The organism is Streptomyces sp. NPDC037421 (assembly GCF_055602105.1).
The window spans coordinates 127,803-153,600 of sequence record NZ_JBVJWV010000013.1; the positions used below are offsets into that span (position 1 = coordinate 127,803).

A 25,798-nucleotide genomic window follows, 5' to 3' on the forward strand; every position below is an offset into this window, starting at 1 on the left:
TTCTCCTCCAAGGGTTCCGGCCGCCGCGCCCCGCCGCCTCGTCGCCAGTGACGAAAGCCCACTGCATCCTTCGATGTAGCGCCGTCTCAGCCTGGGCGCCGAGGTCCCGCCGCACCGGACCGTGTTGGATGGGACCGTGCTCCCGAAGATCCCCCGCCCGCACCGCGACGACGTACTGCTCGCGGCGGTCAGCGTGCTCGCCGGTCTGCTGCTGTGGGCGCTGGGCGTGCACAGCACGCCCAGCCGGCACTTCCTGCCCGACTGGGCGGTGCTGCTCCCGCTGCTGGTGCTCGGCGCCCTGGAGCTGCTGCGCCGCACCATGCCCCACGTCACCCTGGCCGTCGGCACCCTCGCCGTGGTCGCGGACCAGTTCACCCTCGGCAACATCGCCAGCGTCATCATCTTCACCGACCTGATGTACGCGGCCGTGGTCTACGGCAAGCCCGCCATGGCCCGCCGGCTCCCGGTCAGCACCGGTCTGATCACCGTGGCCGTCACCATCTGCTCCCTGGTCTGGCTGCGGAGCCCGCAGGCCCTGCTCATCGGCGTCATCACCGGCATCGTGAGCTTCGCCCCGGCCCTGACCGGCGCCACCCTGCGCAACCACCGCGAGGCCGCCGAGGCCGCCCGGCTGCGCGCCGAGCAGACGGCGCTGCTGGCCGAAATGGACCGGACGCAGGCGGTGGTCGCCGAGCGCGCACGGATGGCCCGGGAGCTGCACGACATGGTGGCCAACCACCTCTCGGCGATCGCCATCCACTCCACCGCCGCGCTGTCCATCGACTCCCCCGCCACCAGCCGCGAGGCGCTCGGGGTGATCCGGGAGAACAGCGTGCAGGGGCTGGCGGAGATGCGCCGGCTGATCGGGCTGCTGCGGGACGCGGGGGCGGAGCAGGAAGCCGTCGCCGTGCCCTCCCTGGACGGCCTGGACGCCCTGCTGGGCCAGGCCCGTACCAACGGGTCGGCGAGCGGGCTGGACTTCGTCCTGGCGGACGAGCGGCCCGCCGGGTCGCCGCTGCCGGCGCCGGTGGAGCTGGCGGCGTACCGGATCGTGCAGGAGTCGCTGACCAACGCCCTCAAGCACGCCGCCCCCGGCACGGTCCGGGTCCGCGTGGCGCACGGCGCGGGGCTGCTGACGGTGGCGGTGGACTCCCCGTACGGGGAGCGGCCGGACCCGCGCGCCCCGGGTTCCGGGGCCGGGCTGATCGGCATGCGGGAGCGCACCGAGCTGCTGGGCGGGACGTTCACGGCGGGCGCGGCGGACAGGGTGTGGCAGGTGCGGGCGGTACTGCCCGCCGAGGAGAGGGCGGTGCAGTCATGACCATCAGGGTCGTCGTGGCCGAGGACCAGCGGGCGGTACGGGCCGGTCTGGTGCTGATCCTGCGCAGTGCGGGCGACGTCGAGGTGGTCGGAGAGGCCGCCGACGGTGAGGAGGCGGTGCGGCTGGCGGGCGAGCTGCGGCCGGACCTGGTCCTCATGGACGTGCAGATGCCGAAGCTCGACGGGGTGTCGGCCACCCGCCAGGTCGTGGAGCGGGGGCTGGCGGACGTTCTGGTCCTGACCACCTTCGACCTGGACGAATACGTCTTCGGCGCGCTGCGGGCGGGGGCGTCGGGCTTCCTGCTGAAGGACGCGGACGCCTCGGAGCTGATCGCGGCGGTGCGGACGGTGGCGCGCGGCGAGGGGCTGATCGCTCCGGCGGTGACCCGGCGGCTCATCGCCGAGTTCGCGGCGCCGAAGGCGGTGCGCGCTCCCGTGCGGCCGGAGGCGGCCGCGGCGGTGGAGTCGCTGACGCGGCGCGAGCGGGAGGTGCTGGGGGCGCTGGGCGAGGGGTTGTCGAACGCGGAGATCGCCGTACGGCTGGACATGGCGGAGGCCACGGTGAAGACCCACGTCAGCAGGCTGCTGGGGAAGCTGGAGCTGCGCAGCCGGGTCCAAGCGGCCGTATTGGCGCAGGAGTTGGGGATCTAGACGGCCTCTGGAGGTAAGGTCTGGACCTCTTGACGCTTGGTCCAGACCTTTCTAGTCTCACCGCATCACTGTGGTGAGCGTGCCATGACAAAGAGCGACACGAGGCGTGCTCACGGGCGGCGCAGGTCCCACCCCCATGTACCGGTCGGCCCCACGATCGGTACGGACCTACGGAGGAGCACCCTTGAGCACAGCACCCCCACGACGCAACCGACTGTTCAGGAGACTGGCCGCCACCGTGGCGGCCCTCGCCCTGCCCGTCGCCGGCCTCGTCGGCCTGGCCGGCCCGGCGCAGGCGGCAGCATCCGCGACCGCGACCTACACCAAGGTCTCCGACTGGGGCTCCGGCTTCGAGGGCAAGTGGACGGTGAAGAACACCGGCACCACCACCCTCAGCAGCTGGACCGTGGAGTGGGACTACCCGTCCGGCACCCGGGTGACCTCCGCCTGGGACGCCACCGTCACCAGCTCGGGCAACCACTGGACCGCCAAGAACGTCGGCTGGAACGGCACCCTGGCCCCCGGCGCCACCGTCAGCTTCGGCTTCAACGGCACGGGCACCGGCGCCCCCTCCGGCTGCAAGATCAACGGCGGCTCCTGCGACGGCGGCACCAACCCCACCGACAACCCGCCCTCGGCCCCCGGCACCCCCACCGCGACCGGCGTCACCGAGAACGCCCTGACCCTGTCCTGGTCGGCGGCCACCGACGACAAGGGCGTCAAGAACTACGACGTCTACCGCAACGGCAGCAAGCTCACCACCGTCACCGGCACCACCTTCAACGACGGCGGCCTGACCAAGGGCACCACGTACGCGTACGCGGTCACCGCCCGTGACACCGCCGACCAGACCGGCCCCTCCTCCGGCGAGCTCTCGGTGACCACCCCGGGCGGCGGCACCGAGCCCCCGGACCCCGGCGCCAAGGTCAAGCTCGGCTACTTCACCGACTGGGGCGTCTACCAGCGCAACTACCACGTGAAGAACCTCGTCACCTCGGGCAGCGCCGCGAAGATCACCCACATCAACTACGCCTTCGGCAACGTCCAGAACGGCAAGTGCACCATCGGCGACGCCTACGCCGACTACGACAAGGCCTACACCGCCGACCAGAGCGTCGACGGCGTCGCCGACAACTGGGACCAGCCCCTGCGCGGCAACTTCAACCAGCTGCGCAAGCTCAAGGCCAAGTACCCGAACATCAAGATCCTCTACTCCTTCGGCGGCTGGACCTGGTCCGGCGGCTTCGGCCAGGCCGCCCAGAACCCGGCCGCCTTCGCCGACTCCTGCCACGCCCTGGTCGAGGACCCCCGCTGGGCGGACGTCTTCGACGGCATCGACATCGACTGGGAGTACCCCAACGCCTGCGGGCTGTCCTGCGACACCAGCGGCGCCGCCTCCTTCAAGAACCTGATGTCGGCCCTGCGCGCCAAGTTCGGCGGCTCCAACCTGGTCACCGCCGCGATCTCCGCCGACGGCTCCAACGGCGGCAAGCTCGACCTCGCCGACTACGGCGGCGCCGCCCAGTACGTCGACTTCTACAACGTCATGACGTACGACTTCTTCGGCGCCTGGGACGCCAAGGGCCCCACCGCCCCGCACTCCCCGCTGACCTCCTACGCCGGCATCCCGATCGCCGGCTTCAACTCCGAGGCCGCGATCACCAAGCTCAAGGGCAAGGGCATCCCCGGCTCCAAGCTCAACCTCGGCATCGGCTTCTACGGCCGCGGCTGGACCGGAGTCACCCAGGACGCCCCCGGCGGCACCGCCACCGGACCCGCCCCGGGCACCTACGAACAGGGCATCGAGGACTACAAGGTCCTCAAGACCAGCTGCCCGGCCACCGGCACCGTCGCCGGCACCGCGTACGCCAAGTGCGGCAGCAACTGGTGGAGCTACGACACCCCCGCCACCATCGCCGGGAAGATGACCTGGCTGAAGAACCAGGGCCTCAAGGGCGCCTTCTTCTGGGAATTCAGCGGTGACACCGCCAACGGAGAACTGGCGGGCGCGATCCACACCGGGCTGCAGTAACCCCCACGCACTGCACGGCCCCGGTGGCACGACGAAGCCGGGGAGGCGGGACCGTCCCCCGCCTCCCCGGCTTCCTCACGTACCGGCCGCGTGCCGGCCGCGTCAGGCCACGTTCACCCGCTGCCCGGGCGGCGCGGCCTCCAGCCACGCCAGGAACCCGGTCAGCGCGTCCTCGCTCATCGCCAGCTCCAGGCGGGTCCCCTGGTGGGAACAGCCGAGCACGACGGCGTCGGACAGCAGGGCCAGCTCCTCCTCGCCCTCGGGCGCACGCCGCGCGAGGACCTCGATGGAGGAGCGCTCCAGCAGCCGGCGCGGGCGGTGGGAGTACGAAAAGACGCGGAACCACTCGATCCGGTCACCGCTGTAGCGGGCGACCCCGTAGACCCACCCCTTGCCGGAGACGTCGGGCTCCTCGGCCACGCCCCAGCGCAGGCTGCAGTCGAAGGTCCCGCCGGACCGCTGGATGAGTCTGCGGCGCAGCCCGAACACGAACAGCCCGATCACCACCAGGGCTACGACCAGGCCGCTCACAAGCAGAGCGAGGAGCATCTTCACCGACCTCCTCGCTCATCGAATACCGCACAAACAAAAGTACGTACATCGCCTCAGCCGCGACCCGGTCCGGAAAATTCCGGACCCGACCGCGGCTGAGGTATCAAACTGATCGGTACGGGGGCTCAGTGCCCCGCGACCGCGCGCAGCCGGACATCGGCGCGACGTTCGGCGGCCGCGTCGGCCTCCGACTTCGCGCGCTCCAGTGCCCGCTCCGCCCGCTGGACGTCGATCTCGTCCGCGAGCTCGGCGATCTCGGCCAGCAGGGACAGCTTGTTGTCCGCGAACGAGATGAATCCGCCGTGCACCGCGGCGACGACAGTGCCGCCCTCGCTGGTACGGATGGTCACCGGGCCCGATTCCAGCACACCGAGAAGCGGCTGGTGACCGGGCATGACGCCGATGTCGCCGGACGTGGTGCGGGCGACGACCAGGGTGGCCTCGCCGGACCAGACATTGCGGTCCGCCGCGACCAGCTCGACGTGCAGCTCAGCAGCCAAGGTGGCTCCTCGGGTCACCACCCGGCGGGTCAGCCGGGTGTTGGGTCAAATTCTAATGGGCGTGGGGAGAGGGACGGGACACACCCGCCCCTCTCCGGTTGGGGCCCCTCCCAGCGTTAGCTGAGGGACTGCGAACCGGATGCGCTCCTCGCGGAGCGCGCCGGATCAGGAGACGCCCAGCTCCTTGGCGTTGGCCTTCAGGTCCTCGATGCCACCGCACATGAAGAACGCCTGCTCGGGGAAGTGGTCGTACTCACCGTCGCAGATCGCGTTGAACGCGGTGATCGACTCGTCGAGCGGAACGTCCGAACCGTCCACGCCGGTGAACTGCTTGGCGACGTGGGTGTTCTGCGACAGGAAGCGCTCGACGCGACGGGCACGGTGGACAACGAGCTTGTCCTCCTCGCCCAGCTCGTCGATACCGAGGATCGCGATGATGTCCTGGAGGTCCTTGTACTTCTGCAGGATCCCCTTGACGCGCATGGCGGTGGAGTAGTGGTCCGCCGCGATGTACCGCGGGTCGAGGATGCGGGACGTGGAGTCCAGCGGGTCCACGGCCGGGTAGATGCCCTTCTCGGAGATCGGACGGGAGAGAACCGTCGTCGCGTCGAGGTGGGCGAAGGTGGTCGCCGGCGCCGGGTCGGTGAGGTCGTCGGCGGGGACGTAGATCGCCTGCATGGAGGTGATCGAGTGACCACGGGTCGAGGTGATGCGCTCCTGGAGGAGACCCATCTCATCGGCCAGGTTCGGCTGGTAACCCACCGCGGAGGGCATGCGGCCGAGCAGGGTCGACACCTCGGAACCGGCCTGGGTGTACCGGAAGATGTTGTCGATGAAGAACAGGACGTCCTGCTTCTGAACATCGCGGAAGTACTCCGCCATGGTCAGACCGGCCAGGGCGACGCGCAGACGGGTGCCCGGGGGCTCGTCCATCTGGCCGAAGACCAGCGCGGTCTTGTCCAGAACGCCGGAGTCCGACATCTCCTCGATGAGGTCGTTGCCCTCACGGGTACGCTCACCGACGCCCGCGAACACCGACACACCGTCGTGGTTGTTGGCGACGCGGTAGATCATTTCCTGGATCAGAACGGTCTTGCCGACACCGGCACCACCGAACAGACCGATCTTTCCACCCTTGACGTACGGGGTGAGGAGGTCGATGACCTTGACGCCGGTCTCGAACATCTCGGTCTTCGACTCGAGCTCGTCGAAGTTCGGGGCCTTGCGGTGGATCGCCCAGCGCTCACCGATCTCGGCGTTCGCCTCGGGGTAGTTCAGCACCTCACCGAGGGTGTTGAACACCTTGCCCTTGGTGAAGTCGCCGACGGGGACGGTGATGCCCTCGCCCGTGTCGGTCACCGGGGCCTGGCGGACCAGACCGTCGGTGGGCTGCATCGAGATGGTGCGGACCATGCCGTCACCCAGGTGCTGCGCGACCTCGAGGGTCAGCGTCTTGAGCGCGCCGTCCTCGGCCGGGTCGGCGACCTGGACCTTCAGCGCGTTGTAGATCTCGGGCATCGCGTCGACGGGGAACTCCACGTCGACGACCGGGCCGATGACCCGGGCGATGCGGCCCGTGGCAGCGGCCGTCTCAACAGAGGTCGTCATTACTTGTCACTCCCCGCGGTCGCGTCGGCCATGGCGCTCGCGCCACCGACGATCTCGCTGATTTCCTGGGTGATTTCGGCCTGGCGGGCCGCGTTGGCAAGCCGGGAGAGGCTCTTGATGAGGTCTCCGGCGTTGTCGGTCGCCGACTTCATCGCGCGGCGGCGGGCGGCGTGCTCGGAAGCGGCGGCCTGCAGCAGCGCGTTGTAGACGCGGCTCTCGACGTAGCGCGGCAGAAGGGCGTCGAGGACGTCCTCCGCCGACGGCTCGAACTCGAACAGCGGAAGGATCTCGCCCTTCGCACCGTCCTCCTCCGCAGCCTTCTCGAGGCTGAGCGGCAGCATCCGGCCGTCGACCGCGTTCTGCGTCATCATCGACACGAATTCCGTGAAGACGATGTGCAGTTCGTCGACGCCGCCCTCGGCCGTCTCCGTCTGGATGGCCTCGATCAGCGGCGCCGCGACGCGCTTGGCGTCGGCGTATGCCGGGCTGTCGGTGAAGCCGGTCCACGAGTCCGTGACCTTGCGCTCACGGAAGCCGTAGTAGGCGACACCCTTGCGGCCGACGATGTAGCTGTCGACCTCCTTGCCCTCGGAGCGGAGCCGCTCGATGAGCCGGTCGGCCTGCTTGATGGCGTTCGAGGAGTAGCCGCCGGCCAGACCGCGGTCGCTCGTGATGAGCAGGACCGCGGCGCGGGTCGGCGCCTCGACCTCGGTGGTCAGGGCGTGCTTGGTGTTCGAACCGGTCGCCACCGCGGTCACCGCACGGGTGAGCTCGGTCGCGTACGGCATCGACGCCGCCACCTTGCGCTGCGCCTTGACGATGCGCGAGGCGGCGATCATCTCCATCGCCTTGGTGATCTTCTTGGTCGCCGTGATGGCACGGATGCGACGCTTGTAGACCCGGAGCTGCGCTCCCATGAGTCAGGTCCCTTCCGTCGTCACTTGGAGACGTTGACGGCCGGAACGTCCTCGCCCAGGAGCTTTCCGTCCGAGGTCTCGAACTGGCGCTTGAAGGCGGCGATCGCGTCGGCGATCGAGCCCAGCGTGTCGTCCGACATCTTGCCGCCGTCGGCGATGGAGGTCAGGAGGTCCTTGCGCTCGCGGCGCAGGTGCTCCAGCAGCTCCGACTCGAAGCGGCGGATGTCCTCGACCGGGACGTCGTCCATCTTGCCGGTGGTGCCGGCCCAGACGGAGACGACCTGCTCCTCGACGGGCATCGGCTGGTACTGGCCCTGCTTCAGCAGCTCGACCATGCGCTTACCGCGCTCCAGCGAGGACTTCGACGCGGCGTCCAGGTCGGAACCGAAGGCGGCGAACGCCTCCAGCTCGCGGTACTGGGCCAGGTCGACGCGGAGACGGCCCGAAACCTGCTTCATGGCCTTGTGCTGCGCGGAACCACCGACGCGGGAGACCGAGATACCGACGTTCAGCGCCGGGCGCTGGCCCGCGTTGAACAGGTCGGACTCCAGGAAGCACTGGCCGTCGGTGATGGAGATGACGTTGGTCGGGATGAACGCCGAGACGTCGTTGGCCTTGGTCTCGACGATCGGCAGACCGGTCATCGAGCCGGCACCCATGTCGTCGGAGAGCTTCGCGCAGCGCTCCAGCAGACGGGAGTGCAGGTAGAAGACGTCACCCGGGTAGGCCTCGCGGCCCGGCGGGCGGCGCAGCAGCAGCGAGACGGCGCGGTAGGCGTCGGCCTGCTTCGACAGGTCGTCGAAGATGATCAGGACGTGCTTGCCGGCGTACATCCAGTGCTGGCCGATGGCGGAACCGGTGTACGGCGCCAGGTACTTGAAGCCGGCCGGGTCGGACGCCGGGGCGGCGACGATCGTCGTGTACTCGAGCGCGCCGGCCTCTTCCAGGGCGCCGCGAACGGACGCGATGGTCGAGCCCTTCTGGCCGATGGCGACGTAGATGCAGCGGACCTGCTTGTTCACGTCGCCGGAGCGCCAGTTGTCACGCTGGTTGATGATCGTGTCGACGGCCAGAGCGGTCTTGCCGGTCTGACGGTCACCGATGATCAGCTGACGCTGGCCGCGGCCGATCGGCACCATGGCGTCGACGGCCTTGTAGCCGGTCTGCATGGGCTCGTGCACCGACTTACGGACCATGACGCCCGGGGCCTGCAGCTCGAGGGCGCGGCGGCCCTCGGTCGCGATCTCGCCGAGGCCGTCGATCGGGTTGCCGAGCGGGTCGACGACGCGGCCGAGGTAGCCCTCGCCGACGCCTACGGAGAGGACCTCACCGGTGCGCTGCACCGGCTGGCCCTCCTCGATACCGCTGAACTCGCCGAGGACGATCGCACCGATCTCGCGCTCCTCGAGGTTGAGGGCGAGACCGAGGGTGCCGTCCTCGAACTTCAGCAGCTCGTTCGCCATGGCGGAGGGCAGGCCCTCCACCTTCGCGATGCCGTCGCCGGCAACGCTGACCGTTCCGACCTCCTCGCGCGAGGCCGCGTCCGGCTGGTACGACTGGACAAAGGTCTCCAGTGCGTCCCGGATCTCCTCCGGCCGGATCGTGAGCTCCGCCATCTGGGTTCCCTGCTCTCCTTGTTGGGCCTGAAGCTTCTTAGGGGTCTGGGGGTGACCCCCAGGAATCTTCTGCAAGTTCTGCACGGCCCAACCGGGCCGCTAGGAATGCTTTGTATCTGTGTGGTGGCGGCTGGTCAGCCGGCCATGCGGCGCGACGCCTCGGCGAGGCGGTCCGCGATGGTGCCGTCGATGACCTCGTCGCCGACCCGCACCGAGATCCCGCCGAGGACCGCGGGGTCCACGTCGAGGTTCAGGTGCATCTGGCGGCCGTACAGCTTGGCCAGCACCGCGCCGAGACGCTGCTTCTGCACGTCGCTGAGCGGGATCGCGCTGGTCACGGTGGCGACCATGCGGTCCCGGCGCTCGGCGGCGAGCTTGGACAGGGACTCGAGTCCCGCTTCCAGGCTACGTCCACGCGGGTGCGTGACGAGACGGATCACCAGGCGCTCGGTGACGGCGTTCACCTTGCCGCCGAGCAGGCTGCGCAGCAGCTCGCTCTTGGCGGAGCTGGTGGCGGCGCGGTCGGTCAGCGCGGAGCGCAGCTCGGTGCTCGACGCGACGATCCGGCCGAAGCGGAAGACCTCGTCCTCGACGTTGTCGAGCGCGTCGGCCTGCTGGGCCGCCGTGAGGTCGGCGGTGGCCGCCAGCTCCTCCAGCGCGTCCACCAGGTCGCGGGACTGCGACCAGCGGGAGCGCGCCATGCCGGACACCAGGTCGAGGGTCTCCCCGCCCACCTGGCCGGACAGCAGCCGGCCGACCAGCTCGGCCTTGGCCTCGCCGGACTGCGCCGGGTCCGTGATGACCCGACGCAGCGAGACCTCACGGTCGAGCAGCGCGGTGACGGCTGCCAGCTCACCGGCGAGCTTCGCCGCGTCGACGGACGTGTTGTCCGTCAGCGCGTCGAGACGCTCGCGCGCGGAGGCCAGCGCCTCGCGGCTCGCTCCGTTCATCGGGCCGCCTCGGCCTTCTCCTCAAGCTCGCTGAGGAAGCGGTCGATGGTGCGGCTCTGGCGGGCGGCGTCCTCGAGGGACTCGCCGACGAGCTTGCCGGCCAGGTCGGTGGCGAGCTTGCCCACGTCCTGACGCAGCGCCTGAGCGGCGGCCTTGCGGTCTGCCGCGATCTGGGCGTGACCGGCAGCGATGATCTCCTCACGCTGCCGCTGGCCCTCTGCGCGCAGTTCTTCCTTGAGCGCAGTGCCCTGCTCCAGCGCGTCCTGGCGCAGGCGCGCGGCCTCGTGCCGGGCCTCGGCGAGCTGGGCCTTGTACTGCTCCAGCACGCTCTGGGCCTCGGTCTGAGCGGCTTCGGCCTTCTCGATACCGCCCTCGATCTGCTCGCGGCGCTCGTCCAGAACCTTGTTGATGTTCGGGAGGAGCTTCTTCGCGAGGAAGCCGAAGACGATGACGAAGGCGATCAGACCGATGACGAGCTCGGGGATCGGCGGGATGAGAGGGTTTTCCATCTCAGCCGCGAGAACCATGAGGTTCACATCAGTGCCTTTCGTCTAGTGGGCTGTTCGTCGAGACCGAGGATCAGGAGCTCGGGTAGACGAACGGCATGACCAGACCGATCAGGGCGAGCGCCTCACAGAAGGCGAAGCCGAGGATCTGGTTGGCGCGGATCAGGCCGGCAGCCTCGGGCTGGCGGGCGAGGGCCTGGGTGCCGTTACCGAAGATGATGCCGACGCCGACGCCGGGGCCGATGGCCGCGAGACCGTAACCAACGGAGCTGAGGGAGCCGGTGACGGCGGCAAGGGTCTGGGACATGCCAGTTCTTCCTTCTCTTTCACGGACCGGTGGGGGTTGGCCACCGGACGAATACGGGGGGCTGAGCGGGGGCGGGCCTGGCTCAGTGGTGCTCGGCGAGCGCGCCCTGGATGAAGCTGCAGGCCAGGAGGACGAAGACGTACGCCTGGACAGCCTGGATGAAGAGCTCGAAGGCGGTCATCACGATCACCATCACGAACGACACACCGGCGTAGGCGATGCCGATGCCGTTCAGCAGGTACCAGCTGGCGATCGTGAAGAGCAGCAGCAGGGTGTGACCGGCGAACATGTTCGCGAAGAGTCGGACCGCGTGGGTGAACGGGCGCACCAGGACGTTCGAGAAGAACTCGATGATCATGATCAGCGGCAGGACGCCGCCGAGGCTCTTGTCGTAGCCGGTGAGGTTCTTCAGGCCGCCGACGAAGCCGTGGCGCTTGAAGGTGACCGACATCCAGATCACGTAGACGATCAGGGCGAGCACGGCCGGGTACGCGATGATCGAGGTCACCGGGAACTGGGCCACCGGGACGATCGACCAGACGTTCAGGATCCAGACGAAGAAGAACAGCGAGACCATGAAGGGGACGTACTTCTCGCCCTCCTTCTTGCCGAGGGTCTCGTAGACGATGCCGCGGCGCACGAAGTCGTAGCCGGCCTCGCCGACCATCTGGAGCTTGCCGGGGACGATCTTCGCCTTGCCGAAGGCGGCCCAGAAGAAGGCCACGATGATGATCGAGCCCAGGAGGGCCAGCAGCATCGGCTTGTTGAAGTAGGCATTGCTGCCCGCTTCGCCCCAGAGCGGCTCGAAGAGGAACGAGTGCAGGCCCGGGCCGGGGAAGCCACATCCGTCGAAGATGTGACAGTCGGTCTCGAAGGCGAGGACCTGCGTCGGGTCAGCACTCACCGCGGGCTCCTTCAGCGTGGCGCATAGGTACGGCAACCTCGTTGTGTCGGCGCGGCGCGAGGCCGCGGTTCGGCACTGGACTGGTGTAACGGGTGTGGGGGCGGCAGTCAGGCATCGAGCCTCGCGATGGAACAGGCGTCAGCTCAGATGCCCGCGCCCGCAGAGCCGCAGTTGGAACCGGACGATAGCAGCATCTCGAACGCACACTTATCCCGGCCCTACCCCTCACGACTTCGACCCCGGGTTTTCGGGCTTTTCACCCTTGGTCGAGTCCGGCTCGACGTAAAGGATCTTCGCCTTCATGTGGGCACGCGTCTGTGCGCCGATCCACACGAGGGTGGTGGCGACGAGCGTGATGGCGAACGCCCGGGGGTGGAACAGTGTCGTGTTCTTGAACACGGCGAGAAAGACGAAGAGCAGCAGGATCTGCGCGGCGTAGAGCATGAGGCCCATGGCCTGGAACAGATGCGGCAGGGATTTCGCCGTGCGCTGCAGGACGACGAATCCGAGGCCCATGAACAGGATCACGACCACGGTCGCGACGACGGACCCGACAGCACCCTTGCCTCCGACGACCAGACCGCTGATCACGGCCGCGATTGCGCCGGCGGCAGCGGTGGGTACGGCGGTTTGCAGGAGAGATCGGACGTCATCTGACCGCATGGCGGTTTGCTCCGCGTGGTGGTGGGGGCACGGACTCGTACGGGAACTCGTACGGGGACGAGCGTAAGCCCGGTCCGAGTGAGAGCCTCGGGCCAATGGACCGTCGCACTACGGTCCTTCGGCTCTGTCGCCGGGTTTAGTGAACGGTATCACAAACTATTTGATGAGAGCTTTACCTGTCAGGTGTGCTGACTGTCACACATGAGGGCTACCGCGCCCGTGTGTGCAAGACAAGCCTGCCCATTGTCTGGTAAAGGGCGCCCATGTCGGAAATGCGCCCCGACCGTCAGCGTGCCGATCCGGCCTTACGCCGGTCGGGGAGGCGCGAACGGGGGCCTACCGCGGTCGCGCCGTTGACGCCCGAGACACCCGCCACGACGGGCCGCACCGGCTCCGGCTCCATGCCCTCGTCCTCCCGTACGGCCGCCTCCGCGGCCCGCTCGGCGTGCCGGTAGCGCGGCGGGACCAGGCCCTGCGCCCAGCGCGGCGCCCGCGGGGTGAACCGCGGCATCAGGAGCAGTACGAGGCCCAGCGCGCTCAGCGCGGCGAGGGAGAGCACGATCCACATCGAGGCCGAATGCACCGAATAGGCCACCGTGCCGAATGCGATCAGGCCTGACCAGAAATACATGATGAGTACGGCGCGGCTGTGGGAATGCCCGAGTTCCAGGAGCCGGTGGTGCAGGTGGCCGCGGTCCGCGGCGAAGGGCGACTGGCCGTTCCAGGTCCGCCGCACGATCGCCAGGACCAGGTCCGCCATCGGAATGGCGATGATGGTCAGGGGCAGCAGCAGCGGAATGAAGACCGGCAGCATCGCGTGGGTGGCGTTGCGCTCACCGCCGACGAAAATGGCCATCGTGTCGGGGTCCACCTGCCCCGTGATCGAGATGGCCGAGGCGGCCAGCACCAGGCCGATCAGCATGGACCCGGAATCCCCCATGAAGATCCGGGCGGGGTGCATGTTGTGCGGCAGGAAGCCCAGGCACATGCCCATCAGGATCGCCGCGAAGAGGGTGGCGGGAGCGGCGGACTCGATGCCGTAGCCGAACCAGATCCGGTAGGCGTAGAGGAAGAACGCGCACGTGGCGATGCACACCATGCCCGCCGCCAGACCGTCGAGGCCGTCGACGAAATTGACCGCGTTGATGGTGATCACCACCAGTGCCACGGTGAGCAGGGTGCCCTGCCACTGGGTCAGCGACACCGTCCCGATGCCCGGAACCGGAATCCACAGGATGGTGAGGCCCTGCATGACCATCACGCCCGCGGCGATCATCTGGGCGCCCAGCTTGATCAGCGCGTCGAGTTCGAACTTGTCGTCCAGGACGCCGATCAGCCAGATCAGCGCGGCACCCGAGAGCAGCGCCCTGGGCTCGTTGGACCGCTCGAAGACCCCGTTGAGGTTCTGCAGGTGGTCGGCGATCAGCAGCCCCGCGCACATGCCGCCGAACATGGCGATGCCGCCGAGCCGCGGAGTGGGCTCGCGGTGCACGTCGCGCGCGCGGATCTCCGGCATCGCGCCGGCCGCGATCGCGAACTTCCGCACGGGCCCGGTCAGCAGGTAGGTCACCGCGACCGTGACGCAAAGCGTCAGCAGATATTCACGCACTGGCTGCCCCAGATGTATCGCCGGCCATCTCAGCCCCACACATTAGCCGCGATGTCACCAGGGACGAGGACGCACGGAGGCCCCGTTCCGGTTGCACTACGCCATGCTCGTCCCGGTTACGCCCCGTACGGGGGAAATCCACTGGTCAGGTCGGCCACGTCCGTGCGCGTTCCGGCGGCCTCGCCGCGCAGCGCGGCGGCGAACAGCTCCGCGATCCGGGCCATCTCCGGCTCCCCCATCCCCTGCGTGGTCACCGCAGCGGTACCCAGGCGGATGCCGCGCTGGTCCCCGTACGGCAGCGCGCAGGTGTCCAGGACGATCCCCGCGGCGGCCAGCCGGCCGCGCGCCGTCGGCCCGTCGACGCCGAGCGCCGCGGGGTCGGCGCTGATGAGGTGGGTGTCCGTACCGCCGGTCGTCACGGCGAACCCGCGCTGCTCCAGGGCGGCGGCCAGGGCGCGGGCGTTGGCCACGACCCGGTGCGCGTACCGGGTGAAGGGCGGGGCGGCCGCCTCGCCGAACGCCACCGCCTTCGCGGCGATGCTGTGCATCTGGGCGCCGCCCTGGGTGAAGGGGAACACCGCCCGGTCGACCCGCTCCGCGAACTCGGCACCGCACAGCACCATCCCGCCGCGGGGGCCGCGCAGCACCTTGTGGGTGGTCGCGCAGACCACGTCGGCGTACGGGACGGGGCTCGGCGCGGCCCCTCCCGCGACGAGCCCGATGGGGTGGGCGGCGTCGGCGATGAGGTACGCCCCGACCTCGTCGGCGATCTCGCGGAACGCCGAGTACTCCAGGTGCCGGGGATAGGAGATGGACCCGCACACGATGGCCTTGGGCCGGTGCGCCCGCGCCAGCCGCTGCACCTGCTCGTAGTCGACGAGCCCGGTCTCGGCGTCGACGCCGTACCCGACGAAGTCGAACCACCGGCCGGAGAAGTTGGCGGGCGAGCCGTGCGTGAGGTGCCCGCCGTGCGCCAGCCCCATGGCCAGGACGGTGTCCCCGGGCCGCAGCAGCGCCGCGTAGGCGGCCAGTACGGCCGCGGAACCGGAATGCGGCTGCACATTGGCGTGCTCGACCCCGAAGAGCGCCCTGGCCCGCTCCACGGCGGTCCGCTCGGCGAGGTCCGCGTACTCGCAGCCGCCGTGGTAACGGGCGCCCGGGTACCCCTCGGCGTACTTGTTGGAGAGCACGGACCCCAGCGCCGCGAGCACGGCGGGGGAGGTGAAGTTCTCGGCGGCGCTCATCTGCAGCGTGTCCGCCTGCCGCCGCCGCTCCCCTTCGAGGATGTCGGCCATCTGCGGGTCCTGCTGCCGCAGGAGATCCGCCGCCTGCTCGGTGGTGACAGTCATGGCACGACTCCCGCGCGTGGGTGTACCGGGTACCAGCCACTGTAGGCCGGGCCCGCCCGACGCGCCCGCTGCCCGCCCCGCCGGGCTCAGCGCTGCACGGTGACGCCCCTCAGGGCCGCTCCACGACACCCGTCAGGGCCGTGACCACCGGGTCCAGCGCCTGGTCGAGCCCCTTCCGACCGCGCCCCTCGCACTGCTCGGCCCAAGGGGGCCTCTCAGGCTTCGCGCCGCCGCGCCGGCCTCCGGCCGGCCACCCTCAGGGCCGCTCCGCGACACCCGTCAGGGCCGTGACCACCGGGTCCAGCGCCTGGTTGATCTCGTCGCCGATCGACCGGAAGAAGGTGATCGGCGCCCCGTACGGGTCGTACACCTCGTCCGCGTCGGCGGACGGCGCCAGCAGCCAGCCGCGCAGCGCGGCGGCGGCCCGTACCAGCGCACGTGCCCGCTCCGCCATGCCGTCGTCCAGCGGCGGCAGCGTGGCCGGGTCTATCGCCCGTACGAGCCGGGTGAACTCCTTCAGCGTGAAGGTGCGCAGCCCCGCCGAGTGGCCCATGGAGATGACCTGCGCCCGGTGGTCCCGGGTGGCGGTGAGCACCAGGTCGGCGCGTATGACGTGCTCGTCCAGCAGTTCCCGCCCGGTGAACCCGGACGCGTCGGCGCCGAAGTCGGCCAGGACGGCGGCCGCGTTGGCCTCCATCGGGGCGCCCTCGTGGCCCCAGGTGCCGGCGCTCTCCACGATGAGGTCCTCGGCCGGCAGGCCCAGCACACCCAGGCGGTGGGCCAGCGCGTGCCGCGTCAGCCGCTCGGTGATGGGCGAGCGGCACACATTGCCGGTGCTGACGTGGAGTATGCGGAACGACTGGCTCGCTATGCCACGCCCCTGAGGGCTCACGGAGCCACCTCGAGGTCGGGTACGACCTCCCGCAGCTGTGCGGCGCTCAGCGCCCCCTCGCGCAGCAGTACGGGAACCTTCCCGGTGACGTCGACGATCGACGACGGCTCGGTGCTCGGCGTGGGACCACCGTCCAGGTACACGGAGACGGAGTCGCCCAGCATCTCGCGCGCCGCGTCGCAGTCGGCCGGTGCCGGGTGCCCGGACAGGTTCGCCGAGGAGACGGCCATCGGGCCGACCTCGGTCAGCAGCTCGATGGCGACGGGGTGCAGGGGCATGCGCACGGCGACCGTCCCGCGGGTCTCCCCCAGGTCCCAGGCCAGCGACGGCTGGTGCTTGGCGACCAGCGTGAGCCCGCCCGGCCAGAAGGCGTCGACGAGCTCCCACGCCTGCTCGGAGAAGTCCGTGACGAGGCCGTGGAGGGTGTTCGGGGAGCCGATGAGGACGGGGGTGGGCATGTTGCGGCCGCGCCCCTTGGCGGCGAGCAGATCGCCGACGGCCTCCGCGCTGAAGGCGTCCGCGCCGATCCCGTACAGGGTGTCGGTGGGCAGCACGACGAGCTCTCCGCGGCGCACGGCGGAGGCCGCTTCGCGCAGACCCGTCTTGCGGTCCGTCGCGTCGTTGCAGTCGTATCGCCGAGCCATCAGCGGATCTCCTCGTGCAGCGTGGGGGTGGCGGGGGAAGCGGTCGCGCCGATCACGGCATGGCCTTGCGGGCGGTCGCGAAGCGCGGGCGGTTGTTCAGGTCGGGGTGGTCGGCGGCGTCGGCCCAGCCCCGTTCGTCGGCGAAGATCCACGGCACCTGGCCGCCCTGGGTGTCGGCGTGCTCGATCACGACGATGCCGCCGGGCCGCAGCAGCCGGTGGGCGGTGCGCTCGATGCCGCGGATGGTGTCGAGGCCGTCCTCGCCGGAGAACAGCGCCATCTCGGGGTCGTGGTCGCGGGCCTCCGGGGCGACGTACTCCCACTCGGTGAGCGGGATGTACGGCGGGTTGGAGATGACCAGGTCGACCTGTCCGTCCAGCTCGGGCAGCGCGGTGAGCGCGTCGCCCTGGTGGACGGTGACCCGGGAGCCCTCGGCGTTCTTGCGGGTCCAGCGCAGGGCGTCCTCGGACAGCTCCACGGCGTGCACGCGCGAGCGCGGCACCTCCTGGGCCATGGCGAGCGCGATGGCGCCGGACCCGGTGCACAGGTCCACGATCAGCGGCTCGACCACGTCCATGGCCCGGACGGCGTGTATGGCCCAGTCCACGACCGACTCGGTCTCGGGCCGGGGCACGAACACCCCGGGGCCGACCTGGAGCTCCAGGTACCGGAAGAAGGCCCGGCCGGTGATGTGCTGGAGCGGCTCGCGCGCCTCGCGGCGGGCGACGGCCTCCCAGTAGCGGGCGTCGAAGTCCGCGTCCTTGACGTGGTGCAGTTCCCCCCGCTTGACGCCGTGCACGAAGGCCGCGAGCTCCTCCGCGTCGAAACGCGGTGAGGGCACGCCGGCGGCGGCCAGCCGCTGGGTGGCCTGGGCCACCTCGGCAAGCAGCAAGTTCACGCTGGTCCTCCGGGCTGCTGTCGTACGGGGGGTGGGGCGAAGGTCAGTGCGCGGCGGCGAGCTTCGCCGCGGAGTCGGTGTCGACACAGGCCTGGATGACCGAGTCGAGGTCGCCGTCGAGCACCTGGTCCAAGTTGTACGCCTTGAAACCGGTCCGGTGGTCCGAGATCCGGTTTTCCGGGAAGTTGTACGTACGGATCTTCTCGGAGCGGTCCACGCTGCGCACCTGGCTGCGGCGCTGGTCGGAGGCCTCCTGCTCGGCGGCTTCCTGGGCGGCGGCCAGCAGGCGCGAGCGCAGGATGCGCATGGCCTGCTCCTTGTTCTGGAGCTGGCTCTTCTCGTTCTGGCAGGAGGCGACCACACCGGTCGGGAGGTGCGTGATGCGCACGGCCGAGTCGGTGGTGTTGACGGACTGGCCGCCGGGGCCCGAGGAGCGGTACACGTCGATGCGGAGGTCGTTCATGTTGATCTCGACCTCGACCTCCTCGGCCTCCGGTGTGACGAGCACGCCGGCGGCGGAGGTGTGGATGCGGCCCTGGGACTCGGTGGCCGGCACGCGCTGCACGCGGTGCACGCCGCCCTCGTACTTCATCCGGGCCCACACGCCCTGGCCGGGCTCGGTGGCACCGTTGCCGCCCTTGGTGCGGACGGAGACCTGGACGTCCTTGTAGCCGCCGAGCTCGGACTCGGTGGAGTCGATGATCTCGGTCTTCCAGCCCACGCGCTCGGCGTAGCGCAGGTACATGCGCAGCAGGTCGCCGGCGAACAGGGCGGACTCGTCGCCGCCGGCGCCCGCCTTGATCTCCAGGAGGACGTCCTTGTCGTCGCTGGGGTCGCGCGGGACGAGCAGCAGGCGGAGCTTCTCGGTGAGCTCTTCGCGCTGGGCGCTCAGTTCCTTGACCTCGGCGGCGAAGTCGGGGTCGTCGGCCGCCAGCTCCTTGGCCGTCTCGATGTCCTCGGCCGACTGCTTCCAGGCGCGGAAGGTCGCGACGATCGGGGTCAGCTCCGCATAGCGCTTGTTCAGCTTGCGGGCGTTCGCCTGATCGGAGTGGACCGAAGGGTCGGCGAGCTTCGTCTCGAGGTCGGCGTGCTCGCCGACCAGTTCCTCGACCGCTTCGAACATCGGATGCTCCTGGGGTGAAAAAATCAAATATGGGCTGGGCTGGCTGAACGACGACAAAGGCGCCGGTCCGGCCGCCCCCGCGTGGTCAGGGGGCGGCCGGTGACCGGCGCCTGGGTCGCGCTACTTCTTGGCCGCACCCTTGCCGAAGCGGGCCTCGAAGCGGGCCACGCGGCCACCGGTGTCGAGGATCTTCTGCTTGCCCGTGTAGAACGGGTGGCACTCGGAGCAGACCTCGGCACGGATGGTGCCCTCGGTCAGGGTGCTGCGGGTGGTGAACGACGCGCCACAGGTGCAGCTGACCTGGGTCTCGACGTACTCGGGGTGAACATCGCGCTTCAAGGTGTCTCCTAGATTCGGGAGGGCGCCGGGTCGCAGGAGCCGAATTGCGCACTGCGTGAACCGGGGCCGACAGACCAGTCTGCCAGGACCGGGCCGCCTGTCAAAATTCCGGGAACGCTCCCCTCAACGGGGAGGGGCCGCGGTCTATTCCTGCCCGGTCCTGCCGGATCCCGGCAGCTCCCGTCCCACCGGACGCCCTACTGGACGATGGAGCCCGCGGTGCTCTTGTCCCCGGCGGACTTCTCGGTGGCCTGGGGCGGGATCGGCTGGTCGGCCAGCAGGGAGTCCCAGACCATCTTGGACTCCTTGGCGAGCGGGATGACCCGGTCGGTGTCGGCGGGGTCGGGCCCCACCGGCAGGGTGATCATGTGCATGTTCTCGGCACCGATCCCCTGGAGGCCCTGGGCGAAGCCCATGAGGGACTTCACGTCGCCGAGGGCCTTGTCGGTGGTGATCGCCTTGGTGGCGGAGTCGGCGAGGCCGAACAGCTTCTTGGGGTTGTCGAACACCCCGATCCCCTTGACCTGCTTGATCAGCGCCTTGATGAACGCCTGCTGGAGCTGTATTCGGCCCAGGTCGCTGCCGTCGCCGACGCTCTTGCGGGTGCGTACGAGGCCCAGGGACTGCTCGCCGTTGAGCTTGTGCGGGCCGGGCGGCAGGTCGAGGTGGCTGTAGTCGTCCTTGATCGGCTTGGTGGTCGTGAGCTCGACCCCGCCGAGGTTGTCGATGATCTTCTTGAAGCCGGTGAAGTCGACCTCGATGTAGTGGTCCATGCGGATCCCCGACATCTGCTCCACGGTCTTGACCGCACAGGCCGGCCCGCCGACCGTGAAGGCTTCGTTGAACTGCGCCTTCCTGCGTCCGGGGTCGGTCTTGCCCTTGCCGGTGGCGCAGGCGGGGCGGGGGACCATCGCGTCGCGCGGGATCGAGACGACGCTGGCCTTCTGGTGGCCCTCGTAGAGGTGCACGATCATCGCGGTGTCGGAGCGGGCGGAGCCGCCGTCGTCCTGGCCGTACTCGGCGTTGGCGCCGCTGCGGGAGTCGGAGCCGAGGACGAGGATGTCCATCGAGCCGTTGTCGACGTTGGCCGGGCGGTCCTTGCCGAGGGCCTGGTCGATGTCGACGCTGTGCAGGTTGCCGTTGAGCTTGAAGTAGAACCAGCCGAGGCCTCCCCCGCCCAGCAGGACCACCCCGGCGGCGGTCCAGGCGGCGACCCTGAGGCCCTTGCGGCGGCGCGGCTGCGCCCGGCGCCCGCGCCTGCGTGCTGCCCTGCGACCGCTGCCCCTGCTGTCCTCGCTCATGCTCTCCTCGGTCCTGGCTCCGTTGCCGGCTGCTCACTCACACAGACGGACTAGCGCATTCCAGGGTTCCACGGAGCGCGGACCGCTCCGCACGCCCCCTCCCGCGCGAGCACAATCCGTGATCGGACGTCCACCGAGGGTCCCGATCCGGGGGGTTCAAGGTTCGCGTACGGGGCTTTTCGCGGGCGCAGGCGTGTGGCGAAGGTCGCACAAACGGAACAGCCCCCGCCGCGGATGCGGCGGGGGCTGTTCCGTGTTCGGCGACCCGGTCAGTCGTCGTTCTTGCCGGCCGGGGTCGTCTTGGCGATCTGCATCAGGAACTCGGCGTTCGACTTCGTCTGCTTCATCTTGTCGAGCAGCAGCTCGATCGCCTGCTGCGAGTCGAGCGCGTGCAGCACCCGGCGCAGCTTCCAGACGATGGCGAGCTCCTCGCTGTTGAGGAGGATCTCCTCCTTGCGCGTACCCGACGGGTCGACGTCGACGGCCGGGAAGATGCGCTTGTCGGCGAGCTTGCGGTCGAGCTTGAGCTCCATGTTGCCGGTGCCCTTGAACTCCTCGAAGATCACCTCGTCCATGCGCGAGCCGGTGTCGACCAGCGCGGTGGCCAGGATGGTCAGCGAGCCGCCGTCCTCGATGTTGCGCGCGGCACCGAAGAAGCGCTTCGGCGGGTACAGCGCGGTCGAGTCGACACCACCGGACAGGATGCGGCCGGAGGCGGGCGCCGCGAGGTTGTACGCGCGGCCCAGACGGGTGATGGAGTCCAGCAGGACGACCACGTCGTGACCCAGCTCGACGAGGCGCTTGGCGCGCTCGATGGCCAGCTCGGCGACGGTGGTGTGGTCCTCGGCCGGGCGGTCGAAGGTCGAGGAGATGACCTCGCCCTTGACCGACCGCTGCATGTCGGTGACCTCTTCCGGACGCTCGTCGACCAGGACGACCATCAGGTGGCACTCGGGGTTGTTGGTGGTGATCGCGTTGGCGATCGCCTGCATGATCATGGTCTTGCCGGTCTTCGGCGGGGCCACGATCAGACCGCGCTGGCCCTTTCCGATCGGCGACACGAGGTCGATGATGCGGGTGGTCAGCACGCCCGGGTCGGTCTCCAGACGGAGCCGGTCCTGCGGGTAGAGCGGGGTCAGCTTCTGGAACTCCGGTCGGCCGCGGCCGGATTCGGGCGCCATGCCGTTGACGGAGTCCAGGCGCACGAGGGCGTTGAACTTCTCGCGGCGCTCGCCGTCCTTGGGCTGGCGGACCGCACCGGTGGTGTGGTCGCCCTTGCGCAGGCCGGCCTTGCGGACCTGGGCGAGGGAGACGTACACGTCGTTGGGACCGGGCAGGTAGCCCGAGGTCCGGATGAACGCGTAGTTGTCGAGGATGTCGAGGATGCCCGCGACGGGGATCAGCACGTCGTCGTCGGCGACCTGCGGCTCGTTCGGCGCGAACTCGTCACGGCCGCGACGGCCGCGACGGTCGCGGTAGCGTCCGCGACGGCCGCGACGGCCGTCCTCGCCGTCGAAGTCGTCCTGCGGGCCGTTGTCCTGACGGTCCTGCCGGCCCTGGCCGCGGCCGCCCTGCTGCTGGCGGTCGGCGCGGTCCTGGCGCTCGGCGCGGTCCTGACGGCCGCCGCCCTGCTGCTGGCCCTGGCCGCCCTGCTGCTGGCCCTGCTCGTCGGCCTTGGCGCCGCGCTCACGACGGCCCTGCTGACGCTCCCCGCGCTCCCCGCGCTCGCCGCGCTCACCACGCTCGCCGCGGTCACGGCGGTCGCGGCGGGTACGGCCCTCGCCGGCCTCCTGCGCCTGGCCCTGGGGCTGGGCGGAGACGGCGGTGGCGGCCTCGGCCTTGGCCTCGGGCTGCGCGGCCGGGGCGGCGGTCTCGGTCTTCTGCTCGACCTGCACGGCGGCGGGGGCCGAGGACTCGGGGCTGCCGGACGGGGCGGTGGCCCGGCGGCGGCGGCGCTCGCCGATGGGGGCGTCGTCGCTGGCCGGCTGTCCCGGGATCTCGATCTGCGCCTGGGCGGCGGGCTTCTCGGCGGGGGCCGCTGCGGCGGCCTCGCCCGTACGGGCCTTGCTGGTGGCGCGGCGCTTCGGCTTGGCCTCGGCGGCGTCGGCGGCGGGGGCCGCGGCGGCCTTGGGGGCGCTGCCGCCCTGCGCCTCCTTGATGACCTCGATCAGCTGGCTCTTGCGCATCCGCGCGGTGCCCCTGATACCGAGGCCCGACGCGACCTGCTGCAGCTCGGCCAGGACCATGCCCTCAAGGCCGGTGCCGGAGCGGCGGCGCTTCGGGGCCGCGCCCGCGGCGGGGGCACTGGTGTCGACGTTGGTGTCGGCAGCGCCCATCAGATCGGTGGTGTCGCTCACGAAGGGTCCTTCCCTGGAGCGGACGTCGGCCTGTCTGGCTCGGCGACCGGTTGTGCTGTCCGACAACGGTCCTGGATGTGTGGACCGTGCCGGGGCGGTGGTCCGCCGGTAGAGATACGGCGGAGAGAAACGTGCATGATGGTTCCGGCGAGAAGCCCCCGAGCTGGAAGCGTGGGAATGTCACGCCGATTCCGGAGCGTGCCCGAAACTGCTGGCAGCGATCAAAGCAGTCGGGGAGGCTCCCGGAAGAAATGTGGTCCCGGATGGGGACACTGAGCACCGAGCCATGGCGGCTTCGGATGCGCACTTGAGGTTAACACTACCGGATCCAACAGACATTCCCCCTCTCAATCACCGGCAATCGCCCTGCCGGGGGCGAGCGGCCTGCCCGGCCGCCCGCCCCCGGCGGGTCGTGTCACTACGACACGGGCTGACCGCCCTGCGCGCCCAGCGGAAGGACGCTCGCACCCGCGGCGTCGAGGGCGAGCCGGTTGGCGGCCCACCCCTCGCCCGCGAGCTGCGCGACCTTGTCGGCCGCGCCGTTGTCGACCAGCGCGAGGACCGTGGGGCCCGCGCCGGAGATGACCGCGGGGATGCCGTCCGCCCGCAGCCGGTTGACGAGTGCCACGCTCTCCGGCATCGCCGGGGCCCGGTACTCCTGGTGCAGCCGGTCCTCGGTGGCCGGCAGCAGGAACTCGGGACGCCTGGTCATGGCCTCCACGAGCAGGCCCGCGCGGCCCGCGTTCACGGCCGCGTCCACGTGCGGGACGGTGCGCGGCAGCAGCCCCCGGGCGGTCTCGGTCAGGACCGGCTTCGAGGGCACGAAGACCACCGGAACGATGGAACCCGCGGGGTCCATCCGGATCGCCTTGGCGCTGCCCCCTTCCATCCACGCCAGGGTGAAGCCGCCGAGCAGGCAGGCGGCGACGTTGTCGGGGTGGCCCTCGATCTCGGTGGCGAGCTCCAGCAGCGCCGCGTCGTCGAGCTTGGCCTCCCCGCCTATGGTCACGGCGCGGGCGGCGACGATGCCGGCGCAGATCGCGGCGGAGGAGGAGCCGAGGCCCCGGCCGTGCGGGATGCGGTTGGCGCAGACGACCTCGAGGCCGCGCGGCTGCCCGCCCAGCAGGTCGAAGGCGGTGCGCATGGAGCGTACGAGGAGGTGGCTCTCGTCCCGCGGGAGGGTGTCGGCACCCTCACCCGCGATGTCGATGTCCAGGCCGGAATCGGCTACCCGGACGACGACGTCGTCGTAGAGCCCCAAGGCCAGGCCGAGGGCGTCGAAGCCGGGGCCGAGGTTGGCGCTGCTGGCGGGGACGCGCACCCGTACGGCGGCGGCGCGGAACGCTGGACCTGCCATCGGTCGATGACACTCCTTGTGACTGTGCGGGATCCGGCTGCTGCGCGGGATCTTCGCTGCGAATGTACTGGAGAACGTACGACACCCGAAGGCCCTTGGGGCAGCACCGCGGTCATATGCGCGGTGGCGGATGTAAGTACAGCGTATCGAAGGAAGGTTCTCCCGCGACATAGGGCGCACAGGAGGCGCACGATGCGTGTCGGTGTCTTCCGCAGGATCCCGCTGGAGCGCCGCTGGCTCTGGTGCCGTACGGCCCGGGTTGCCGGATTCCGGAGACTTCCGGAATCCGGCAACGGGGCACCCGGCCCCTCAGGGGCCGGGGGCCGGGGTCAGACCAGGCCGAGACGGACGGCCGCCGCCTCGGCGTCCACCGGGACGGTGACCGGCTGCGGAGCGCCGGCGACGGCCCAGTCGGGGTCCTTGAGGCCGTTGCCGGTGACGGTGCACACGATCGTCTGGCCGGGGTCGACCAGGCCGGCCTCGGCGGCCTTCAGCAGACCGGCGACCGACGCGGCCGAGGCGGGCTCGACGAAGACGCCCTCCTGCGCGGCCAACAGGCGGTAGGCGGCCAGGATCTGGCGGTCCGTCACCTCGTCGATGAGGCCGCCCGACTCGTCGCGCGCGGCGAGCGCGTAGTCCCAGGAGGCCGGGTTGCCGATGCGGATCGCGGTGGCGATGGTGTGCGGCTCCTTGACGATCTCGCCGCGCACGATCGGCGCGGAGCCGGAGGCCTGAAAGCCCCAGACGCGGGGCGTACGGGAGGCGAGGCCGTCGGCCTTGTACTCCTTGAAGCCCTTCCAGTACGCCGTGATGTTGCCGGCGTTGCCGACGGGCAGCACATGGATGTCGGGGGCGTCGCCGAGCGCGTCGACGATCTCGAACGCGGCCGTCTTCTGACCCTCGATGCGCACCGGGTTGACGGAATTGACCAGCGCCACCGGGTAGTTGTCGGACAGCGCGCGGGCCAGGTCCAGGCAGTCGTCGAAGTTGCCGTCAACCTGCAGGATCTTGGCGCCGTGGACCAGGGCCTGGCCCATCTTGCCGAGCGCGATCTTGCCGCGGGGCACGAGGACCGCGGACACCATGCCGGCGCGCACCGCGTAGGCGGCGGCGGAGGCCGAGGTGTTGCCCGTGGAGGCGCAGATGACGGCCTTGGCGCCCTCCTCCTTGGCCTTGGTGATGGCCATGGTCATGCCGCGGTCCTTGAAGGACCCGGTGGGGTTCGCGCCCTCGACCTTGAGGTGCACCTCACAGCCCGTGCGCTCGGAGAGCACCTGGGCGGGGACGAGGGGAGTGCCGCCCTCGCGGAGCGTGACCACGGGAGTCGTGTCCGTCACCGGCAGGCGGTCGCGGTACTCCTCGATGATGCCGCGCCACTGGTGGGTGCGATTGCTGCTCATGGG

Annotated in this window: 24 protein-coding genes; 3 read left to right on the top strand and 21 right to left on the bottom strand. The window is 70.2% G+C overall.

Annotated elements, in window-relative coordinates; genetic code table 11:
* The first annotated feature begins 124 nt into the window (after window positions 1-124).
* The 3 genes from ACZ7IF_RS20705 (at window position 125) to ACZ7IF_RS20715 (ending at window position 4,003) form a co-directional block, all read left to right on the top strand.
* Entirely contained in the window at window positions 125-1,321 is a 1,197-nt protein-coding gene (locus tag ACZ7IF_RS20705) for a sensor histidine kinase (RefSeq protein ID WP_470973166.1), read from the top strand.
* The gene (locus tag ACZ7IF_RS20710; protein WP_470973169.1) at window positions 1,318-1,971 is read left to right on the top strand and encodes a response regulator; all 654 of its coding nucleotides are present in this window, start codon (window positions 1,318-1,320) and stop codon (window positions 1,969-1,971) included. The genes ACZ7IF_RS20705 and ACZ7IF_RS20710 overlap by 4 nt, the downstream gene beginning before the upstream one ends.
* Window positions 1,972-2,107: 136 nt before the next feature.
* Window positions 2,108-4,003 carry a glycosyl hydrolase family 18 protein gene (locus ACZ7IF_RS20715; RefSeq protein WP_470973171.1) on the top strand — a complete coding sequence of 632 codons (1,896 nt, stop codon included), beginning with the start codon at window positions 2,108-2,110 and terminating at the stop codon, window positions 4,001-4,003.
* A gap of 102 nt (window positions 4,004-4,105) precedes the next feature.
* Here ACZ7IF_RS20715 and ACZ7IF_RS20720 read toward each other — a convergent pair whose 3' ends face one another.
* From ACZ7IF_RS20720 to thrC, 21 genes are all read right to left on the bottom strand, one after another.
* Entirely contained in the window at window positions 4,106-4,552 is a 447-nt protein-coding gene (locus tag ACZ7IF_RS20720) for a DUF2550 domain-containing protein (protein ID WP_470973176.1), read from the bottom strand.
* A gap of 128 nt (window positions 4,553-4,680) precedes the next feature.
* On the bottom strand, window positions 4,681-5,055 hold the full coding sequence (locus tag ACZ7IF_RS20725) for a F0F1 ATP synthase subunit epsilon (RefSeq protein WP_007266595.1): 375 nt from the start codon (window positions 5,053-5,055) through the stop codon (window positions 4,681-4,683).
* Window positions 5,056-5,220: 165 nt separating this feature from the next.
* Complete coding sequence (gene atpD, locus ACZ7IF_RS20730; RefSeq protein WP_470973179.1) at window positions 5,221-6,663, bottom strand: F0F1 ATP synthase subunit beta; 1,443 nt, start codon at window positions 6,661-6,663, stop codon at window positions 5,221-5,223.
* Complete coding sequence (locus tag ACZ7IF_RS20735; RefSeq protein ID WP_470973182.1) at window positions 6,663-7,580, bottom strand: F0F1 ATP synthase subunit gamma; 918 nt, start codon at window positions 7,578-7,580, stop codon at window positions 6,663-6,665. Before ACZ7IF_RS20735 ends, atpD begins: the two co-directional genes overlap by 1 nt.
* A 20-nt stretch (window positions 7,581-7,600) precedes the next feature.
* Complete coding sequence (atpA, locus tag ACZ7IF_RS20740) at window positions 7,601-9,196, bottom strand: F0F1 ATP synthase subunit alpha (protein ID WP_042818476.1); 1,596 nt, start codon at window positions 9,194-9,196, stop codon at window positions 7,601-7,603.
* 134 nt (window positions 9,197-9,330) lie between these two features.
* The gene (locus ACZ7IF_RS20745) at window positions 9,331-10,146 is read right to left on the bottom strand and encodes a F0F1 ATP synthase subunit delta (protein WP_470973186.1); all 816 of its coding nucleotides are present in this window, start codon (window positions 10,144-10,146) and stop codon (window positions 9,331-9,333) included.
* On the bottom strand, window positions 10,143-10,673 hold the full coding sequence (locus ACZ7IF_RS20750) for a F0F1 ATP synthase subunit B (protein WP_362471677.1): 531 nt from the start codon (window positions 10,671-10,673) through the stop codon (window positions 10,143-10,145). The genes ACZ7IF_RS20745 and ACZ7IF_RS20750 overlap by 4 nt, the downstream gene beginning before the upstream one ends.
* A 52-nt stretch (window positions 10,674-10,725) precedes the next feature.
* Window positions 10,726-10,959: an ATP synthase F0 subunit C gene (gene atpE / locus ACZ7IF_RS20755; RefSeq protein WP_007266589.1), complete on the bottom strand. Its 234-nt coding sequence runs from the start codon at window positions 10,957-10,959 to the stop codon at window positions 10,726-10,728.
* Window positions 10,960-11,041: 82 nt separating this feature from the next.
* The gene (gene atpB / locus ACZ7IF_RS20760; RefSeq protein WP_385766542.1) at window positions 11,042-11,878 is read right to left on the bottom strand and encodes a F0F1 ATP synthase subunit A; all 837 of its coding nucleotides are present in this window, start codon (window positions 11,876-11,878) and stop codon (window positions 11,042-11,044) included.
* A 210-nt stretch (window positions 11,879-12,088) separates the two neighbouring features.
* Window positions 12,089-12,526, bottom strand: coding sequence for a hypothetical protein (locus ACZ7IF_RS20765; protein WP_469111075.1), 438 nt, complete (start codon window positions 12,524-12,526; stop codon window positions 12,089-12,091).
* A gap of 286 nt (window positions 12,527-12,812) precedes the next feature.
* Complete coding sequence (locus tag ACZ7IF_RS20770) at window positions 12,813-14,135, bottom strand: MraY family glycosyltransferase (RefSeq protein ID WP_470973189.1); 1,323 nt, start codon at window positions 14,133-14,135, stop codon at window positions 12,813-12,815.
* A gap of 116 nt (window positions 14,136-14,251) precedes the next feature.
* Window positions 14,252-15,484, bottom strand: coding sequence for a serine hydroxymethyltransferase (locus tag ACZ7IF_RS20775; protein WP_470973192.1), 1,233 nt, complete (start codon window positions 15,482-15,484; stop codon window positions 14,252-14,254).
* 256 nt (window positions 15,485-15,740) lie between these two features.
* Window positions 15,741-16,376, bottom strand: coding sequence for an arsenate reductase/protein-tyrosine-phosphatase family protein (locus tag ACZ7IF_RS20780; protein WP_470973195.1), 636 nt, complete (start codon window positions 16,374-16,376; stop codon window positions 15,741-15,743).
* A complete protein-coding gene (locus tag ACZ7IF_RS20785) occupies window positions 16,373-17,020 on the bottom strand; it encodes an L-threonylcarbamoyladenylate synthase (RefSeq protein ID WP_007266583.1) in 648 nt (215 codons plus the stop codon). The genes ACZ7IF_RS20780 and ACZ7IF_RS20785 overlap by 4 nt, the downstream gene beginning before the upstream one ends.
* 52 nt (window positions 17,021-17,072) lie before the next feature.
* Window positions 17,073-17,918: a peptide chain release factor N(5)-glutamine methyltransferase gene (gene prmC / locus ACZ7IF_RS20790; protein ID WP_007266582.1), complete on the bottom strand. Its 846-nt coding sequence runs from the start codon at window positions 17,916-17,918 to the stop codon at window positions 17,073-17,075.
* Window positions 17,919-17,961: 43 nt separating this feature from the next.
* Window positions 17,962-19,041, bottom strand: coding sequence for a peptide chain release factor 1 (prfA, locus tag ACZ7IF_RS20795; RefSeq protein ID WP_469111078.1), 1,080 nt, complete (start codon window positions 19,039-19,041; stop codon window positions 17,962-17,964).
* A 120-nt stretch (window positions 19,042-19,161) separates the two neighbouring features.
* On the bottom strand, window positions 19,162-19,380 hold the full coding sequence (gene rpmE / locus ACZ7IF_RS20800) for a 50S ribosomal protein L31 (protein WP_007266580.1): 219 nt from the start codon (window positions 19,378-19,380) through the stop codon (window positions 19,162-19,164).
* A 197-nt stretch (window positions 19,381-19,577) separates the two neighbouring features.
* Window positions 19,578-20,681 carry an LCP family protein gene (locus tag ACZ7IF_RS20805; RefSeq protein ID WP_470973199.1) on the bottom strand — a complete coding sequence of 368 codons (1,104 nt, stop codon included), beginning with the start codon at window positions 20,679-20,681 and terminating at the stop codon, window positions 19,578-19,580.
* Between the two features lie 269 nt (window positions 20,682-20,950).
* On the bottom strand, window positions 20,951-23,038 hold the full coding sequence (rho, locus tag ACZ7IF_RS20810) for a transcription termination factor Rho (protein ID WP_470973202.1): 2,088 nt from the start codon (window positions 23,036-23,038) through the stop codon (window positions 20,951-20,953).
* Window positions 23,039-23,456: 418 nt separating this feature from the next.
* The gene (gene thrB / locus ACZ7IF_RS20815) at window positions 23,457-24,395 is read right to left on the bottom strand and encodes a homoserine kinase (protein WP_470973205.1); all 939 of its coding nucleotides are present in this window, start codon (window positions 24,393-24,395) and stop codon (window positions 23,457-23,459) included.
* A gap of 329 nt (window positions 24,396-24,724) precedes the next feature.
* Complete coding sequence (gene thrC, locus ACZ7IF_RS20820; RefSeq protein WP_470973208.1) at window positions 24,725-25,795, bottom strand: threonine synthase; 1,071 nt, start codon at window positions 25,793-25,795, stop codon at window positions 24,725-24,727.
* Between the last annotated feature and the right edge of the window lie 3 nt (window positions 25,796-25,798).